This is a genomic window from Streptoalloteichus tenebrarius, assembly GCF_024171885.1.
In the GTDB taxonomy this organism is placed as follows: domain Bacteria; phylum Actinomycetota; class Actinomycetes; order Mycobacteriales; family Pseudonocardiaceae; genus Streptoalloteichus; species Streptoalloteichus tenebrarius.
The window spans coordinates 1-16,538 of sequence record NZ_JAMTCP010000072.1 but is presented as its reverse complement, the minus strand read 5'-3'; the positions used below and the strand labels follow the sequence as shown (position 1 = coordinate 16,538).

Annotated in this window: 18 protein-coding genes and 1 pseudogene; 7 read left to right on the top strand and 12 right to left on the bottom strand. The window is 72.7% G+C overall.

Features of this window, described 5'->3' with window-relative positions; genetic code table 11:
- Positions 1-188: pseudogene (locus tag LX15_RS31140) on the top strand (metal ABC transporter permease); the annotation flags it as partial.
- A 183-nt stretch (positions 189-371) separates the two neighbouring features.
- Here LX15_RS31140 and LX15_RS31135 read toward each other — a convergent pair.
- A complete protein-coding gene (locus LX15_RS31135; RefSeq protein WP_253674682.1) occupies positions 372-1,673 on the bottom strand; it encodes an alginate O-acetyltransferase AlgX-related protein in 1,302 nt (433 codons plus the stop codon).
- Between the two features lie 90 nt (positions 1,674-1,763).
- Here LX15_RS31135 and LX15_RS31130 point away from each other — a divergent pair, with 90 nt between their 5' ends.
- The 3 genes from LX15_RS31130 (at position 1,764) to LX15_RS31120 (ending at position 3,962) form a co-directional block, all read left to right on the top strand.
- A complete protein-coding gene (locus tag LX15_RS31130) occupies positions 1,764-2,654 on the top strand; it encodes a phosphotransferase family protein (RefSeq protein ID WP_253674681.1) in 891 nt (296 codons plus the stop codon).
- Between the two features lie 16 nt (positions 2,655-2,670).
- Complete coding sequence (gene ybiA, locus LX15_RS31125; protein WP_253674680.1) at positions 2,671-3,228, top strand: riboflavin biosynthesis intermediates N-glycosidase; 558 nt, start codon at positions 2,671-2,673, stop codon at positions 3,226-3,228.
- A 65-nt stretch (positions 3,229-3,293) separates the two neighbouring features.
- Positions 3,294-3,962 (top strand): lysophospholipid acyltransferase family protein, encoded by a 669-nt coding sequence (locus LX15_RS31120; RefSeq protein ID WP_253674679.1) that lies wholly within the window; start codon positions 3,294-3,296, stop codon positions 3,960-3,962.
- Between the two features lie 34 nt (positions 3,963-3,996).
- Here LX15_RS31120 and LX15_RS31115 read toward each other — a convergent pair whose 3' ends face one another.
- The gene (locus LX15_RS31115) at positions 3,997-4,851 is read right to left on the bottom strand and encodes a helix-turn-helix domain-containing protein (RefSeq protein WP_253674678.1); all 855 of its coding nucleotides are present in this window, start codon (positions 4,849-4,851) and stop codon (positions 3,997-3,999) included.
- Positions 4,838-5,353 carry a DUF6879 family protein gene (locus LX15_RS31110; RefSeq protein WP_253674677.1) on the bottom strand — a complete coding sequence of 172 codons (516 nt, stop codon included), beginning with the start codon at positions 5,351-5,353 and terminating at the stop codon, positions 4,838-4,840. Before LX15_RS31110 ends, LX15_RS31115 begins: the two co-directional genes overlap by 14 nt.
- Positions 5,354-5,593: 240 nt before the next feature.
- On the opposite strand from LX15_RS31110, the gene LX15_RS31105 reads away from it, so the two are divergent.
- On the top strand, positions 5,594-5,737 hold the full coding sequence (locus LX15_RS31105) for a hypothetical protein (protein WP_253674675.1): 144 nt from the start codon (positions 5,594-5,596) through the stop codon (positions 5,735-5,737).
- Positions 5,738-5,742: 5 nt separating this feature from the next.
- On the opposite strand, the gene LX15_RS31100 is transcribed toward LX15_RS31105, so the two are convergent.
- From LX15_RS31100 to LX15_RS31060, 9 genes are all read right to left on the bottom strand, one after another.
- Positions 5,743-7,179, bottom strand: coding sequence for an MBOAT family O-acyltransferase (locus LX15_RS31100; RefSeq protein WP_253674673.1), 1,437 nt, complete (start codon positions 7,177-7,179; stop codon positions 5,743-5,745).
- Positions 7,180-7,308: 129 nt separating this feature from the next.
- Entirely contained in the window at positions 7,309-8,277 is a 969-nt protein-coding gene (gene rlmB / locus LX15_RS31095; RefSeq protein ID WP_253674671.1) for a 23S rRNA (guanosine(2251)-2'-O)-methyltransferase RlmB, read from the bottom strand.
- Complete coding sequence (gene cysS / locus LX15_RS31090) at positions 8,277-9,668, bottom strand: cysteine--tRNA ligase (RefSeq protein ID WP_253674670.1); 1,392 nt, start codon at positions 9,666-9,668, stop codon at positions 8,277-8,279. The genes rlmB and cysS overlap by 1 nt, the downstream gene beginning before the upstream one ends.
- Before the next feature lie 59 nt (positions 9,669-9,727).
- Positions 9,728-10,408, bottom strand: a complete 681-nt coding sequence (locus LX15_RS31085; RefSeq protein WP_253674669.1) for an HAD family hydrolase — start codon at positions 10,406-10,408, stop codon at positions 9,728-9,730.
- A 73-nt stretch (positions 10,409-10,481) separates the two neighbouring features.
- Positions 10,482-10,892 (bottom strand): HIT family protein, encoded by a 411-nt coding sequence (locus LX15_RS31080; RefSeq protein WP_253674668.1) that lies wholly within the window; start codon positions 10,890-10,892, stop codon positions 10,482-10,484.
- 6 nt (positions 10,893-10,898) lie between these two features.
- Entirely contained in the window at positions 10,899-11,039 is a 141-nt protein-coding gene (locus tag LX15_RS31075; protein WP_253674667.1) for a hypothetical protein, read from the bottom strand.
- Between the two features lie 51 nt (positions 11,040-11,090).
- Positions 11,091-11,576 carry a 2-C-methyl-D-erythritol 2,4-cyclodiphosphate synthase gene (gene ispF / locus LX15_RS31070; RefSeq protein WP_253674666.1) on the bottom strand — a complete coding sequence of 162 codons (486 nt, stop codon included), beginning with the start codon at positions 11,574-11,576 and terminating at the stop codon, positions 11,091-11,093.
- Positions 11,573-12,280 (bottom strand): 2-C-methyl-D-erythritol 4-phosphate cytidylyltransferase, encoded by a 708-nt coding sequence (gene ispD / locus LX15_RS31065; protein WP_253674665.1) that lies wholly within the window; start codon positions 12,278-12,280, stop codon positions 11,573-11,575. Before ispD ends, ispF begins: the two co-directional genes overlap by 4 nt.
- 140 nt (positions 12,281-12,420) lie before the next feature.
- Positions 12,421-12,909 carry a CarD family transcriptional regulator gene (locus LX15_RS31060; RefSeq protein WP_073480016.1) on the bottom strand — a complete coding sequence of 163 codons (489 nt, stop codon included), beginning with the start codon at positions 12,907-12,909 and terminating at the stop codon, positions 12,421-12,423.
- A gap of 284 nt (positions 12,910-13,193) precedes the next feature.
- Between LX15_RS31060 and LX15_RS31055 the strand changes: the two genes are divergently transcribed.
- Both LX15_RS31055 and radA read left to right on the top strand, forming a co-directional pair.
- Positions 13,194-14,012 (top strand): copper chaperone PCu(A)C domain-containing protein, encoded by an 819-nt coding sequence (locus LX15_RS31055; protein ID WP_253674663.1) that lies wholly within the window; start codon positions 13,194-13,196, stop codon positions 14,010-14,012.
- A 182-nt stretch (positions 14,013-14,194) separates the two neighbouring features.
- Complete coding sequence (gene radA / locus LX15_RS31050) at positions 14,195-15,592, top strand: DNA repair protein RadA (protein WP_253674661.1); 1,398 nt, start codon at positions 14,195-14,197, stop codon at positions 15,590-15,592.
- The last annotated feature ends 946 nt before the right edge of the window (positions 15,593-16,538 follow it).

The window sequence follows — 16,538 nt, the reverse complement described above, 5'->3', positions numbered from 1 at the left end:
CGGCGAACCCGGTGTTGGCCACGGTGCTCGCCGTGGTGTTCGCGGAGGTAGCCGCGGTCGGCGGCATCCTGCTCTCGTTGGCGCCCGGGGTCCCGGTGAGCGGTTTCGTCACCGGCATCTCGTTCCTGATCTACCTGGCCTGTCGCGGCGTCGCCGCCACCCGCCGCCGCCGGGTGGCCGCGGCCTGACCCGGGTCCGCCGGCCCGCCGGCCCACCGATCCACCAGGTCACCGATCCACCAGGTCACCGATCCACCAGGTCACCGATCCACCAGGTCACCGATCCACCAGGTCACCGATCCACCGGGTCACCGGGCCGGCGCGGTCGGGCTCGCCGGGCGCTGACCGGGGCCCGGGTCGTCCCGGTCCTGGTCAGCGGACCGGGTTGGCCTGGAGGACCTGCCCGATCCGCTCGATCACCCTGTCCTCGGTCAGCGGGGACCGCCCGGCGACCAGGTTCCGCTCGACCATGGAGAAGACCACGACCTGGCGGTCGGCCAGCAGGGACGCGTGCGCGTCGATCTTCTGGGCGAAGTCGACGTAGTTCATCAGGGTCAGGTCGGCGAAGCCGGCGGCGAGGTAGCGGGACGTGACGATGCTGAACGAGTCGCCGAGCAGGATCGTCCGCTCGGACACCACGCCCTGACCCGGCTCGGAGGTGACCCGCACCGGCTTGCGGAAGTCGGTGTCCACCGAGCGGGCGCGGTCGTGCGCCCCGTCCGGTCGCAGCGCGTAGAGCTGCGTGGTCTTCTCCTCCCTCGGCCGTCCCATCAACGGCGGCAGGTCCGCGTCCGACCGGACCTCGCCGCGCCGCTCGGTCGTCCACCGCTCGGTGACACCGGGCCGGGCGGCCTCGGCGACCGCCCTGGCCATGACGACGCCGCCCTCACCGTCCCAGTGGGTGTCGAGCTTGGGGTAGATCGGCCGCCCCGCCGTCTCGGCGGCCTTCCGCAGCGCGGGCCGCAGGTCGAGCGCCCCGGCCTCCGCCGGCACCCGACGCCAGAACTCCTCCCGCGCCTGGGCCGAGCACTCCTTGCCCGCGTAGTTCGACGGCAGGTGCTCGGGCACCATCGTGGCCTTGTCCGGCTCGACCACCAGCACGAACCGCCGACCCGAGGCCTCCACCACCGACCGCAGCTTGTTGAGCTGCGTGATCGTCGCGTCGAGCGGGCGCGCCGGCCGGCACTTGCCCTCGATGTCGTAGCCGAAGTACAGCCAGCCGCCCCTGCCCTCCAGCACCTTCCGGAAACCGCTGCTCTGGTCGGTGGTGGGTTCCTGGTCCGGGGCGGCGGGCCCCACCGGCCCCGCCGGCTTCTGGCCCTGCCCCAGCGGGGCGGGCTCCCCGAAGACCGCGCGGCTGATCCCGTCGGCGGCGCTGACCGCGCCCTGACGGAACGTCAGGTGGTCGGTGGCCCACTGCCCCATGCCGGTGAAGAAGCCCCAGCCGTCGGTGACGCTCGGGAAGCGGGCCAGGGGCCGGTTCTCGATCTCGGCGGGCCGGGCGCCGAACACCCAGCCGAGGGTGGGGGCGGCGAAGAACACCAGCGCGCACACCAACGCGGCGAGCTGCCGGCCGCCGTGCCGGGGCCGGTGCAGGGGATGCTCCTGCGGCAGCAGGGACTCGTGCATCCAGGGGAGTGGGGAGAACGACGACTCCCGGTCCTGCACAACCACGGGCCAACGGTATCCCGAGGCGCTCCCGCGCAGGCCCTCTTCCCGGAAACCAGGTGCGACGGGCGGACGCGCCCGATCAGGATGGTTGCCGTGAGACCGGAGGTCGCGGCGGCGGTGGGGGTGGCTCGGGACCACGGCCTTCGGGCCACGAATCCGATCGTGCTCCGCGACGGGGCGAACGTGCTCGTCCACCTCCGCCCGCACCCCGTGGTCGCCCGTGTCCCGGCGCGGACCGCGCTGGTCCGGCCGGACGGTGGGAGGGCGTGGCTGCGGCGGGAGGCCCAGCTCGTCACCCACCTCGCCGGCCGGCAGGCCGTGCCACCGACCGACCTGCTGCCGGCCGGCCCGCACGAGCGCGACGGCCGGCACGTGGTCTTCGTGTCCCACGTGGACCACGACCCGTCGTCCACTGTGGACCCCGAGGGGCTGGGCCGCTCGCTGCGACGTCTGCACGAGGCCCTCGCCGACCACCCCGGAGCGTTGCCGGAACTGGGACTGGTGCACGAGTCCCTGGGATTCCTGGACCGCGCCGACGACGACGTGCCGGCCAGCGACCTCGCGGGGTTGCGGGCGACCCACGCGGAGATCGTCGGGCGGCTCGACGCGCTGGCCCCGCCGTTCCAGGCGCTCCACGGCGACGCCCACGCCGGCAATGTCCTGTCCACAAAGGACGGTCTACTGTGGGCGGACTTCGAGGACGCGTGCCGGGGACCCGTCCAGTGGGACCTCGCGTGCCTGGTCGCCACGGCCCTGGTGCGGGGTGACGGGGAGCAGGGGCTGACCAGGGCGGACGTGCCCCGCGTGGTGCGCGCCTACGGGCTCGACCCCAACGACGCGGTACTGGCGCTGATGGTGCGGGCCAGGGTGTTCGTCATGGCCGCGTGGTGCCTGGCCACGGGTCACGGGCGGCCCGCGGCGCTCGCCCTCGCGGCCACGGCCACCCGGTGGCTGCTCGACCAACGATCCGGACGAACGAACTGACGAACAGGACGGGACGATGACGCGAACCGTCGACGCGCGCAGCGTCGAGGAGCTGACCGACGCCCTGCGCCGGGGCGACGAGGCCAGGTACCTCTTCTTCTGGGGGCACCGACCGCCGCGCGGCGGCGGCGTCGGACCGAGCTGCCTGAGCCAGTGGTGGCCGGCCGAGTTCGTGGTGGACGGTGTGCGCTACCGGACGGCCGAGCACTACATGATGGCCCGCAAGGCCGCCCTGTTCGGCGACGACGCGGCGGCGGCGCGCGTCGTGGAGGCCGAACACCCGGCGGAGGCGAAGAAGATCGGCCGGCTCGTGCGCGGGTTCGACGAGAAGGTGTGGGCCGACCACCGGTTCGACATCGTCGTCGAGGGCAACCTCGCCAAGTTCTCCCAGCACCCCCAGCTCCGCGACTTCCTGCTGGGCACCCGCGACCGGGTCCTGGTCGAGGCCAGCCCGCTGGACCGGGTGTGGGGCATCGGGCTGGCGGCCGACGACGAGCGCGCGGGCCGCCCGGAGGCGTGGCGCGGGCCGAACCTGCTCGGGTTCGCGCTCATGGCGGTGCGGGTACTGCTGTAACGCAGGCCACCCGGGGCAACGGCGCCCAGCGGCTAGGCTCGACCAGACGATTCGAGGGAGGCTGGGTGTTCTACTGGGTTCTCAGGCGGCTGCTCGGGGCCATCGTGCGTTGGGTGTACCGGCCGACCATCGAGGGACTGGAGAACGTTCCCGCCGAGGGGCCGGTGATCCTCGCCCCCAACCACCTGTCGTTCGCCGACAGCCTGGTCATCCCGCTCGTCGTGCCCCGCCAGGTGTCCTTCCTGGCCAAGGCCGAGTACTTCACCGGCCGCGGCCCCAAGGGCTGGCTGACGCGTTGGTTCTTCACCACCATGGGCATGGTCCCGGTCGAGCGGGGCAACGGCCGCGCGGCGAAGGACTCGCTGGACACCGCGTTGGAGATCCTGGCGGAGGGCAGGGCCTTCGGCATCTACCCCGAGGGCACGCGCTCCCAGGACGGGCAGCTCCACCGGGGGCACGTGGGCGTCGCCCGGCTCGCGCTGGCCTCGGGCGCGCCGGTCGTCCCGGTCGGCCTGATCGGCACCGACCAGCTCCAGCCGGTCGGCACGAAGGTGCCCCGCGTCCGCCCGGTCACCATCCGGTTCGGCAAGCCGCTGGACTTCTCGCGTTACGAGGGCGTCGGCAACAACCTGCCGATGCTGCGCGCGGTCACCGACCAGATCATGTACTCGATCCTGGAGCTGTCCGGCCAGGACTACGTCGACCGCTACGAGAAGCGCCCCGACGCCGCCTGACCACCGCGCTTCGGGACGACGTTGGGCAGTGCGGTCATCCGCCCGCTCGCCGGAATCGCTCGGCCGAGGACTCCAACAGATCTCTCGCCTGTTCGCCGACCACCGCTCTGGAACGGAAGTGGTCGAAGACGTTCCGGTGGTGGTCGACATCCCTGCGGTCCCGCAACGCGATCTCACCGGAGAACAGTTCGACGATCACCAGCCGGTCGTCATAGACGACGAAGACATTGAGCGGCGTCTCGTTCACCAAGACGCCGTTCGGGAGAATCGCCAGCTCGATGTTCGGACGTGTCGAGATGTGCGCCATGTGCCGGAGCTGGTCGACCATGACGTGTGCGGCGGCCCGTTGGAGGCGGAGAGCCTGCTCGGTGAGCAGAAAGTAAAACCGCCGCTTCTGGTCGTTGAGGGCTTCCTGACTGTCCAGGCGAGCCCTTACCGCACGTTCGACGTCACGGGCGGGCCTTCCTCTCACGCCCGGCGTGAGCACCGCACGGGCGTACTCGCGCGTCTGGAGAAGACCTGACGGAATGGCGGGAAGAAACTGGCGCACGGTGGACGACGCCTCGGTGAGAGCCTTGATCTCGGCCTGCTTGCGCCAGATTCCCATACGAGCGTACGAACGCCATGAGACGTACTCGACGTTCGCGGCCCGCGCCAGGGAGAGAATTTCTTGACCGACTTCCGGCGGGACTGCGAGCGCCTTCAGGATGCGCTCGACGTCAACGACGGTGGGAACAGTCCGGCCCGACTCGATACGGCTGATCTTCGACTGGGACATGGCAACGCGGGCGGCCAGCCTCTCTCCCGAGAGGCCGGCCGCCCTGCGTAGCTCTCTCAGCGCCGCGGCCAGTCGATTTCGGTCGCGTTCCGTCCCGTCAGGTTCGAGCATTCCACTCGCTCACCGGCACGGCGTGTGCCAGTGCCAGGTCCCGCCACTTCAGGTACTGGGCGAGGTCCGCGTCCTCCCTCCTCTCAATGTTGATCAACGTTCCGTCGGGCCGGAAGTTGAGATCGACCACGACCGACTCGTCGAACAGCCAGAAGTCCTGGGTCGGCAGGTCGAGATCCAGATCGGTCAGGTCCAGTATCCGAATGTCCTCGCCCGCCTCCACGTTCCCGGGAATACCCCAGGCGAGCTGGTACCGCTGATAGTCCGTCAACGGCTTCCGTACGGTCCGGACGCGGCCGATCGACTTCCCCTCGGCGACCAACGAGCGAACCGTCCCGTGCCATCCCGCGTTGTGGCCCTCGGGTTGTGGTTCACCCGACAGAAAGCGGGCGAGGCTCTCCTGCTCGTTGGGCATGGTGTAGGTCGGCTGTGTCTCGAACCGCCACGCGGACCGGTCGAACCCGGTCAGATGCTTCCGAAACTGCTCAGCGTCCAGGAGCACGTCACGACCTCCCCTGGCCGTGTGACGGCCTCGTCGCCGCATGAGCCTCCGCCAGCGCGCTGGTCCCCCGATCCGCGACGTAGACCGTGGGACATGCGCCGTCGTCACACCCGCCCGATACCTTCAGTAGCGCCATGGTCACAGCCTGGAGTGACTGACGGATCTCGACAAGACTTTAGTCGCGTTCTTGCATAAAGATCACCGCGTCGTATCCCCAGCGAGCCGAGGGGAGGTCTCCCAGTGGATGACCTGCACCTACTTGCCCACACGCTGCTCCGCCTAGACCGCGACGGCGGGGTTCGACACGACCTGGAGGACGTCGCCGCCGAGTTCGGCATCGCCATGGCGGATCTCGACGAGTCGAAGCGGCCTCGCCGGGGCTGAGGTCGTCAGAACTGGTAGTAGAGGAAGGGGCTGAAGGTGCCGGCGGCGAGCAGGATGGACGAGTAGGTCACGCCGGCGGTCATGAAGCCCACGCGCAGGGCGGTGGCGGTGCGCGAGCGCACGGACTCCAGGTAGGGGCCGAGCACCGGCTGCGCGGGCAGGAGCAGGGCGGCCGCCGCGACCAGCAGGATCAGCGCGCGCTGGTTGGTCAGCGCCGAGTCGACCACGTCGGTCAGGCCGCCGAGGTCGGGGACGAACATGTGCGAGAGCACCGTGAAGGCGGTGCCCATGTCCGGCGCGCGGAAGAACACCCACCCCACGACGACCAGCAGCATCGTGAGGGCGCGCCGGGCGACGCGGGCCACGGCCCCGGCCGGCGCGGACGACCAGCCGAAGGCCCGTTCCACCACGAGCAGCGCGCCGTGGAAGACACCCCACACCAGGAACGTCCAGTTCGCGCCGTGCCAGAAGCCGGTCAGCACGAACACGATCGCCAGGTTGCGGTAGGTCTTCACGACACCGCCCCGGTTGCCGCCCAGCGGGATGTACACGTAGTCGCGGAACCACCGGGACAGCGACATGTGCCAACGGCGCCAGAACTCGGTGACGGTCACCGACGAGTACGGCCGGGCGAAGTTCTCCGGCAGGCGGAACCCGAGCATCCGCCCGAGCCCGATCGCCATGTCCGAGTAGCCGGAGAAGTCGAAGTAGAGCTGGAGCGTGTAGGCGAGCGCGCCAAGCCACGCCACGGCGGCGGTCATCTGGTCGGCGGGAGTGGCGTAGCAGGCCTGCACCACCGGGGCGAGCGAGTCGGCGACGACGACCTTCTTGGTCAGGCCGAAGGCGAACCGGGGGAAGCCGGAGGCGATGTCGTCGAGCCGGTGCGTGCGCTCCTGCGGGAGCTGGTCGGCGATCTCCCGCCACCGCACGATGGGCCCGGCCACGAGCTGCGGGAACATCGCGATGTAGGTGATGAACGAGACCGGGTTCCGCAGCGCGGCGCGTTCCCCCCGGTAGATGTCCACCACGTAGGAGATGTGGTGGAACGTGTAGAACGAGATCCCGATCGGCAGCGCCAGGTGCACGACAGGGAAGTCACCGCCGAGCCAGCCCGCGATCGTGTCGAGCTGCTCGGTCGCGAACCCCGCGTACTTCCACACGGCGAGCACGGCGAGGTCGAACGCGACCACGCCGACCAGCAGCTTCCGCTTCCGCGCGTGGCCGTTGACGTCCCACTCGTCGGGCTCCAGCGCCGGGCCGGCCAGGTAGTTGACCACCATGCACGCGAGCAGCAGCAGCGTGGTCCCGCCGGCGCCGGTGGCGTAGAACAGCAGGCTCGCGACGGCGACGACGCCGTTCCGCCAGCTTCGGGGCGCGGCGAGCACCGCGACGAGCACCGCCGGCATGAAGAACCACAGGAACAGTGGACTGGCGAACGACATCGACTGGCCTCACGATCAGGAACCCCGGGGGAGCCTAACCGAGCGGGTGATGCCGCCGGCCCCGCTTCGGACGAAAGCGCCGCCCCCGGGAGACCCGGGGGCGGCGCCACGTCCTGAGCCGGACCGGTCTCAGACGCGTCCGGCCGCGCGTCGCCGTCGGGCGACCTCGGCCAGCACGACCCCGGCGGCCACCGAGGCGTTGAGCGACTCCACGCCGGGAGCCATGGGGATGGAGATCACCAGGTCGCAGGTCTCGCGCACGAGCCGGGACAGGCCGCGCCCCTCCGAGCCCACGACGACCGCCAGCGGCCCGGTGGCCAGGTCCAGGTCGTCGACGGTGGCGGTGGAGTCGGCGTCCAGGCCGACGATCATCACGCCCTTGGCCGCCCAGTCCTTGAGGGTGCGGGTGAGGTTGGTCGCCCTGGCGACCGGCAGCTTGGCCGCGGTGCCGGCGCTGGTGCGCCAGGCCACGGCCGTCATCCCGGCGCTCCTGCGCTGCGGCACCGTGACGCCGTGGGCGCCGAACGCCGCCGCCGAGCGCACCACGGCGCCCAGGTTGCGGGGGTCGGTGACCCCGTCCAGCGCCACCAGCAGCGGTGGCTCGCCGGAGCCGACCGCGGCGTCGAGCAGGTCGTCGGGGTGCGCGTACTCGAACGGGGGCACCTGCAACGCCACGCCCTGGTGCACGGCGCCGCCGGTGAGCCGGTCGAGCTCGTGCCGGGAGACCTCCAGGATCGAGATCCCCCGGTCCGCCGCGTGACGCACCGCGTCGTTGACGCGGTCGTCGATGTCGATCCCCGTCGCCACGTAGAGGCCGGTGGCCGGCACACCGGCCCGCAGGCACTCCACGACCGGGTTCCGACCGGCGACGTAGTCCGGCGCCTCGGCCTCGGCCTTGCGCCGCTTCTCCTGGATCTGCGCCTTCTTCTCGGCCGCCGCCGCCCTGCGCTGGGCGGGGTGCCCCGGCCGCATCTCGGCCGGCGGGGTCGGGCCCTTGCCGCGCAGCCCGCGTCGCCGCTGCCCGCCGGAGCCGACGACGGCGCCCTTCTTGGTGCCGGGCTTGCGCATCGCGCCCCTGCGCTTGGAGTTACCGGGCATCAGGCTTCCTTGATCGTCCACATCGGACCGTCGGGGGTGTCCTCGACGGCAATGCCCGCTGCCAGCAGGCGGTTGCGGATGGCGTCGGCCGCCGCGTAGTCCCGGTCCTTCCGGGCGCGCTGCCGCTCCTCCAGCATCTCCTCGACCAGCGCCCCGAGGGCGCGTCGCGGCGAGTCGTCCACAGCCGACGACTCCGCCCACTTCGGCGCCAACGGGTCGAGGCCGAGCACGTCCATCATCGCCCTGACCGAGCCGGCCAGGGTCAGGGCGGTCTCCCTGTCGCACTCGTCCAGCGCGGTGTTGCCCTCGCGCACGGTGTTGTGCACGGCGGCCAACGCGCCGGGCGTGCCGAGGTCGTCGTCCATGGCGGCGGCGAACTCGGCGGACAGGTCACCGGGCCGGGGCACGCCGACCCGCTCCACCACGCGCCGCAGGAAGGACTCGATCCGCCGGTAGGCGGACACCGCCTCGCCCAGCGCGGTCTCGGAGTACTCGATGGTCGAGCGGTGGTGCGCCGACACCAGGTAGTACCGCAGCTCCTGGGCCCGCACCCGCTCCAGCATCGCCGGGATCGAGACGACGTTGCCCAGCGACTTGGCCATCTTCTCGCCGCCCATGGTCACCCAGGCGTTGTGCACCCAGTAGCGGGCGAACCCGTCGCCGGCCGCCCTGGACTGCGCCTGCTCGTTCTCGTGGTGCGGGAAGACCAGGTCCAAGCCGCCGCCGTGGATGTCGAACTCGGCCCCGAGGTAGGCGGTGGCCATCGCAGAGCACTCCAGGTGCCAGCCGGGTCGGCCCGGCCCCCACGGGGTCGGCCAGGCCGGCTCCCCCGGCTTGGCCGCCTTCCACAGCGTGAAGTCCCTGGGGTCGCGCTTGCCAATGGCGGCGGTCTCGCCCTGCTGGACCTCGTCCAGGCGCTGTCCGGACAACGCGCCGTACTCCGGGAAGCTGGCGACCGAGAAGTACACGTCCCCGCCGGCCGCGTAGGCGTGGCCCCTGTCCACCAGCCGCCGCATCAGGTCAACCATCTGGGTGACGTGCCCGGTCGCCCTGGGCTCGATCGAGGCCGGCAGGCAGCCCAGCGTCTCGTACGAGGCCAGGAAGGCGCGCTCGTGCACGGCCGCCCACTCCCACCACGGCCGGCCGGCCGCCGCGGCCTTGGTGAGGATCTTGTCGTCGATGTCGGTCACGTTGCGGACGAGGACGACCTCGTCACCCCCGTGCCGCAGCCAGCGTCGCAGCACGTCGAAGTTGAGCGCGCTGCGCACGTGCCCGATGTGGGGCATGCCCTGCACGGTGGCGCCACACAGGTAGATCGACACCGTTCCGCTCCGCAACGGGACGAACTCCCGCATGCTCCTCGTGGCGGTGTCGTAAAGGCGCAGGCTCACCCCCGCGATGGTACGGGGCCGGGCTTAGCGCGCGGGCCGCACCCGTGTCAACACCGCGCTCAGCGCAGGCCGTGCGCGGCGAGCACGTCCAGCAGGGCGGACGGGCGCTCCGCGGTGGGCAGCGGGTCGACGATCGACACCCGGCAGCCGACCTCGGCGGCGCCGCCGTCGGCCTCCTCGCTGTCGCCCACCATCAGCGACTCCGCCGGGTCGACGCCGAGCCGGTCGCAGGCCAGCCGGAACAGCTCGGGGTCGGGCTTGATGCGCCCCTCGACGTAGGACATGACGACCTCGTCGACCAGGTCGAGCACCCCGTGCCGGCGCAGCACGGCCCGGATGTCCCACGCGATGTTGCTGACCACGGCCACCCGCACCCCGGTCTCCCTGAGGTGGCGCAGGGCCTCGGCGGTGTCCGGGTAGGGCCGCCACAGGGCCGGGTCGCACAACCGCTCGTAGAACCGCGCGGAGGTCGCCTCGGCCAGCCCCATCCGCTGGAACACCGCGATGTGGACCTCGCGGTGCACCCTCGGGTCCAGGTCCCGACGCGCCCACGCCTCCTGGAGGTGGTCGGGCAGGCCGTCGAGGGGGCCGGTCGGGGCGGTGAGGCGTCGGACCAGCTCGGCCTCCCGCTCCCCGCCCAGGTCCTCCGGCTCGTCGACGAGGTCGGCGAGCCAGGGACCGTCGTTCTCCAGCCGGTAGAGCGTGCCGGAGAAGTCGAAGAGCACCCCGCGGATCGTCACGCGGTCACGCTATCGACCGAACGGCGGACATCCCCTCCCCGCGTGGTTGAGACCACAGCGCCCGCGCGTGGGCTCACGCCCCGGTCAGGCGGGCGTGCACGTCGGCGAGAACCCCCTCGGGAGCGCGCCGACCGGTCCAGCGCCGGCCCATCGGCGAACGCCGGGCCGCCCAGCGCGGGATGAGGTGGACGTGCAGGTGCATCACCACCTGGCCGGCGGCGCGGCCGTTGCACTGCTGGACCTTCAGGCCGTGCGGGTGCAGCCGCTCGTGCAGGAGCCGCGCCACCTGGTGGCTCACCGCGCCCAGCGCCGCCGCCTCGTCAGGAGCCAGGTCGAGCAGGGTCACGGCGTGCCGGCGGGGCACCACGAGGACGTGGCCCTCGTCCAGCGGGCTCCGGTCGAGGAAGGCGACGTGCGCCTCGTCCCGCCACACCACCCACGCGGGCTCCCGCCCGTCGGCGATCCCGCAGAACACACAGGCCATGGGCACTCACTCCCGCTCGGCGTCCGCGACCCCGCGGGGGGCGAGCGGAACGGCTCGGCGGCGCCGCGCCGGCCCGGGCGACGTCGGGCGGCCCGGCCTGCCGTGCTCCCCTTCGGCGCCACCGACGTCCCCGAGCACGATCGACATGCGGGCAGGGTAGGGACCCCTCCCGGGAGACGACAGCGGGCGGGCGGCGAATCAGCCGACCGGGAGCAGCAACGCGGTGGCGACGGCGGCGACGCCCTCGCCCCTGCCGGTGAGGCCCAGCCCGTCGGTGGTGGTCCCCGACACCGCGACCGGCCCGCCGGCGGCCTCGGACAGCACCGCCTGCGCCTCGGCCCTGCGCCGGCCCACCCGGGGCGCGTTGCCAATGACCTGCACCGCGGCGTTGCCCAGCCGGAACCCGGCCTCGGTCACCCGCCGGCGCACCTCGGCGAGCAGCTCGACGCCGTGGGCCCCCGACCACCGGGGATCGCCGGTGCCGAACACCGCGCCCAGGTCCCCGAGCCCGGCGGCGGACAGCAGCGCGTCGCACAACGCGTGCGCGACCACGTCACCGTCGGAGTGCCCGGCGCAGCCGTCCACGCCCTCCCAGAGCAGTCCGGCCATCCAGCACTCCCGGCCCGGCTCGACGGGGTGCACGTCGGTGCCCACCCCGACCCGGGGAACCAGCGTCTCGCTCATCGCCCCTCCTCCCGGCCCGGCGCGGCCGGCCCGGCCAGCACGGCCTCGGCCACCGCGAGGTCGAACGGCGTTGTGATCTTCATGGCGTGCGGGTGCCCCGGCACGGTCGCCACGGGCTCCCCGAGCCGCTCCACCAGGCCCGCGTCGTCGGTGGCCGCGCCCTCCGCGGCGGCGTGCGCGCGCCGCAACAGGTCGACGGTGAAGCCCTGCGGCGTCTGCACGGCCCGCAGCGCCGACCGGTCGGGCGTCCCGACGACGCGCCCGTCGGCGTCGACCTGCTTCACGGTGTCGGCCACCGGCAGCACCGGCACGACGGCCGAGGCGCCACGCGCCACGGCGTCGACGACCTCGCGCACCACCGAGGGCGGGGTGAAGGCGCGGGCGGCGTCGTGCACCAGGACGATCCCGGCGTCCGGGGCGACGCCCAGCGCGGCGTCGAGCGCGAGGGCCACCGAGTCGGTGCGCTCCGCGCCGCCCGCGACCACGTGCACGGCCGGACCGAGGGGACGGAGCAGGTCGGCCACGCCCTCCACCTCGGCCGGCGGAGCGGCGACCACGACGTGGTCGACGGAGCCGGAGGAGAGCAGACCGCGCACGGCATGGGTCAGGAGCGGCTCGCCGCGCACGGGGACCAGCGCCTTCGGCCGCCCGGCGCCCAGCCGTTCACCCCGTCCGGCGGCGGGGACGAGAGCGACGACGGTCACCACGGCTCAGCTCCTGCGCGGGGAACCGCCCGGAACGGGCGGAAGACGAACATGGGCGTGTCCGGGGTGAATCATGGATCACCCCGGACACGCCCATGACACGCGGGGGCTCCGGTCAGGCCGGCGCGCCCCGCGGAACGTCAGGAGGCGGTGGCCAGCACCTCGTCGAGCAGCGTCTCGGCCTTGTCCTCGTCGGTGCCCTCGGCCAGCGCGAGCTCGCTCACCAGGATCTGGCGCGCCTTGGCCAGCATGCGCTTCTCACCCGCGGAAAGGCCCCGGTCCTTCTCCCGCCGCCACAGGTCACGCACCACCTCGGCCACCTTGTTGACGTCGCCGGAGGCGAGCTTCTCCAGGTTGGCCTTGTACCGCCGGGACCAGTTGGTCGGCTCCTCGGTGTGCGGAGCGCGCAGCACCTCGAAGACCCGGTTCAGGCCCTCCTGGCCCACCACGTCCCGCACGCCGACGATCTCGGCGTTGTCGGCGGGGACTCGGACCGTGAGGTCGCCCTGCGCGACCTTCAGGACGAGGTACTTCTTCTCCTCGCCCTTGATCACTCGGGTCTCGATTGCTTCGATGAGAGCGGCACCGTGGTGCGGGTAGACGACGGTCTCTCCGACCTTGAAAACCATGTGTCCTCTGCCCCTTTCGCTGATGCCATCCTAACACGTCCCGCAATCCCCGTTCGCCTGTCTAACGATGCGTAACCGCAGGTCAACGGGGCAACGAGGGGTTGACAAACGACCCGTTCGCATGCCATGGCCACCCGGAGAGATCGCTATTTCCTCCACAATGGACAGTGATCACACGATCGGTGAACATGGTCGGGTGCGCCGCCCGGTCGGCCCCGGGCTAGGCTTCCCGCTGGCCGTGCGCGACGGCCGAGGTCACCCGTGCTCCAGGAAGGACCTGCATCGTGAGCCGCAACGTCGCCGGAGGCGAGCTTCAGGTTGACGCGGCGCAGCAGCGGCCCAAGGCCAACCGCCTGCGCCTCGTCCCCGTCGCGTTGGGGTTGGGCGTCGCCCTCGCCCTGGCCGGGTGCAGTTCCGGTCAGATCACCCAGACCGACACCCAGGTCGCCGCGGTCAACGGCGCCGGGGGCCAGCAGGGCGCGATCGCCGTCCGAGGGGCCCAGCTCGCCTACCCGGCCGGCAGGGGCGTCTACCCCGAGGGCTCGGACGCCCCGCTGATCGTGCAGATCACCAACACCGGGGACAACCCCGACAAGCTCGTGTCGGTCACCAGCCCCGACGCCGCCGGCGGCCGGGTCGAGGGCACCGCGGACCTGCCCGGCCACTTCGCGCTGGTGACCGAGCTCCGCGACGGCCACGAGGCGACGGAGAGCAGCCCGAAGGCGACGACGGGCGCGCCGACGACGTCCGCGCCCTCCGGGCCGACCGGCACCGGCCAGCCGACCACCGGCACCCCCACCGGCACCCCCACCGGCGCCGCGACGGGCACGCCGACCGGCGGGACGACCGGCGCGCCCACCGGCACGGGCGCCGCGGCCCCGACCGGCAAGAGCGAGCCCGGCAAGGTGAAGATCACCCTGACCGGCCTCAAGCGCGAGGTGGCCCCCGGCCAGACGATCAAGGTGACGTTCCTGTTCCAGAACGCGGGCGAGCTGACGCTGGAGCTGCCCATCGGCGCCCCCAGCGCGCCGCGCACCGGTGACGTCGACCACTCCGGCCAGCCCGCGCCCGGCCACGGCTCCGGGCACGGCGGCGGCCACTGACGGCCCCGCACCACGCCGAACCACGTCGGAAGGCGCTTCCCACCCGCATGGTGGGAAGCGCCTTTCCGCATGTCGGGCGGGGTTCCCTGCGAACTGGGCGCGCCGGGGGCGGGCGTCCTGGCCACCGACGTGCCGGGCCACCCGGCCCGAGCATGTCGGCGGCACCGCCTAACGTCACTCCCGTGCCGCCGAAGAACGCCAGGGCCGCCCGCCCCGCCTACCGCTGCGCCGAGTGCGGCCACGAGGTGGCCAAGTGGCTGGGCCGCTGCCCGGAGTGCCAGGCGTGGGGCAGCATCGAGGAGCTGGCCGCGCCGACCCGGACCGGGCGCGCCCTGGTCGCGGCGGGCGCGCCCGCCACTCCCGCCCGCCCCATCGCGCAGGTCGACGTCGAGACGGCCCGCGCCCGCCCCACCGGCGTCCCCGAGCTGGACCGGGTGCTCGGCGGCGGCCTGGTGCCCGGCGCGGTGGTGCTGCTCGCCGGCGAGCCGGGTGTGGGCAAGTCCACGCTCCTGCTGGAGGTGACCCACCGCTGGGCGGCCCACGACGACTCCCCGGCCCTGTACGTCACCGGCGAGGAGTCGGCGGGCCAGGTCCGGCTCAGGGCGGAGCGGACCGGCGCGCTGCACGACGCGCTCTACCTGGCCGCGGAGAGCGACCTCGGCGCGCTGTTGGGGCACGTCGACGCCGTCCGGCCCGGTCTGCTGGTGGTCGACTCCGTGCAGACGATGCAGTCCCCCTACGCGGAGGGCACGCCCGGCGGCGTCACCCAGGTCAGGGCCGTGACGACCGCGCTGGTGGCGTTGGCCAAGGAGCGCGGGCTGCCCGTCGTGCTGGTGGGGCACGTCACGAAGGACGGCTCCGTCGCCGGACCCCGCGTCCTGGAGCACCTGGTGGACGTGGTGCTGCACTTCGAGGGCGACCGGCACTCCACGCTGCGGCTGGTGCGGGGGGTGAAGAACCGGTTCGGCCCGGCCGACGAGGTGGGCTGCTTCGAACTCCGCGACGACGGCATCATCGGCGTCCCCGACCCGTCCGGGCTCTTCCTCACCCGCAGGGACACCGGGGTGCCCGGCACCGCCGTGACCGTCGTGGTCGAGGGGAAGCGGCCGCTGCTCGCCGAGGTCCAGGCCCTGGTCGCCGGCTCGGGACTGGCCACGCCGCGCCGCGCGGTGAGCGGCCTCGACTCGGCCAGGGTGGCCATGGTCCTGGCGGTGCTGGAGCGGCGCGGCCGGGTCCGGCTCGGCGACGCCGACGTCTTCACGGCCACCGTCGGCGGCATGCGGGTGGTGGAGCCGGCGGCCGACCTGGCGGTGGCCCTGGCGGTCGCCTCGGCCGCGCGGGACCTGCCGCTGCCACCCGACGTGGTCGCGCTGGGCGAGGTCGGCCTCGCCGGCGAGGTCCGCCGGGTCGCGGGCGCGGGACGACGTCTCGCCGAGGCGGTCCGGCTCGGCTACACGCGGGCGCTGGTGCCTCCCGACTCGGGTCCGCTGCCCCCTGACCTGCGCGCCGTGGTCGTGCCCCACCTGGGCGCCGCGCTGCGGTTCCTCCGCGACAACGCGGGGGAGACGGCGGACGACTGATCCCGGTCGTCGCGGCGGCGCGCGGGCTGGGCGCTGACCAGCGGCAGCCGGATCGAGGTCACCAGGTCGTCGCGGGGTGCGCCGGCTGGGGGATGGGGCTGGATGAGACGCACTGGCCGTGACCAGGCCGTATGTCGAGGATGAGGCTCAGGTACGGGAGGTCCACACAGGGCTCCCTTGAGAGGTGCTCGCCTCGTGCGCGCCCCAGCCCTGCTGTCCCGAGAAGGCCCTTGATCACTCTTCAGGGACGTCGGTGCTCTCGCGTGACGCGCGCCTACTGCCCTGTAGCTAGGGGGACCCCCACTTCAAACATCGCACGGAGGTCTGACGTTTTTCGGCCTCGTGGATCACCCGAGCGGACGAAGAAGCCGGGAAACCGCCAATGGGGTGATGGTGAGGGCGGGTGCGAGCCATTCAGCCGAGTCGGGTATTCGCCATTACTCAGCCACGACCATTCTTCGCGACCAATTCCCCTTTCGAGGAATTGACGGGGCACGGTTGGAGGTAGGTGGTGTGCCGCGCCCCGGCGTGGCCGGTCCTCGTCGAGGGCCTGGGCGAGGTGGCCGACGGCCCCGTCCCGCGCCCGTGCTGGCGGCCATCGGGTCTGCGAACACGGTCTGGCGAGCACTGAGCCCGAGGAACACCAGGTCTGGCGAACACCAGGTCTGGCGAACACCAGGTCTGGCGAACACCAGGTCTGGCGAACACCAGGTCTGGCGAACACCAGGTCTGACGAACACGTCGCCCCGGCAGGAGCGTCGTCCCGGGCCCGTCCTGAACCGTGGAACGGGAGTGGCCCGCACGCCCCCCGAGAGCGTGCGGGCCAGGGCCCCTGATCCCCGACATCAGGAGCCGGTCTTCTCCCCCATCGTGTTGACGACCGACGAGACGATCGCCGTCCAGCTCGTGACCGCCCCGACCGGCACGTTGCCCTCGGCCTTCGTGG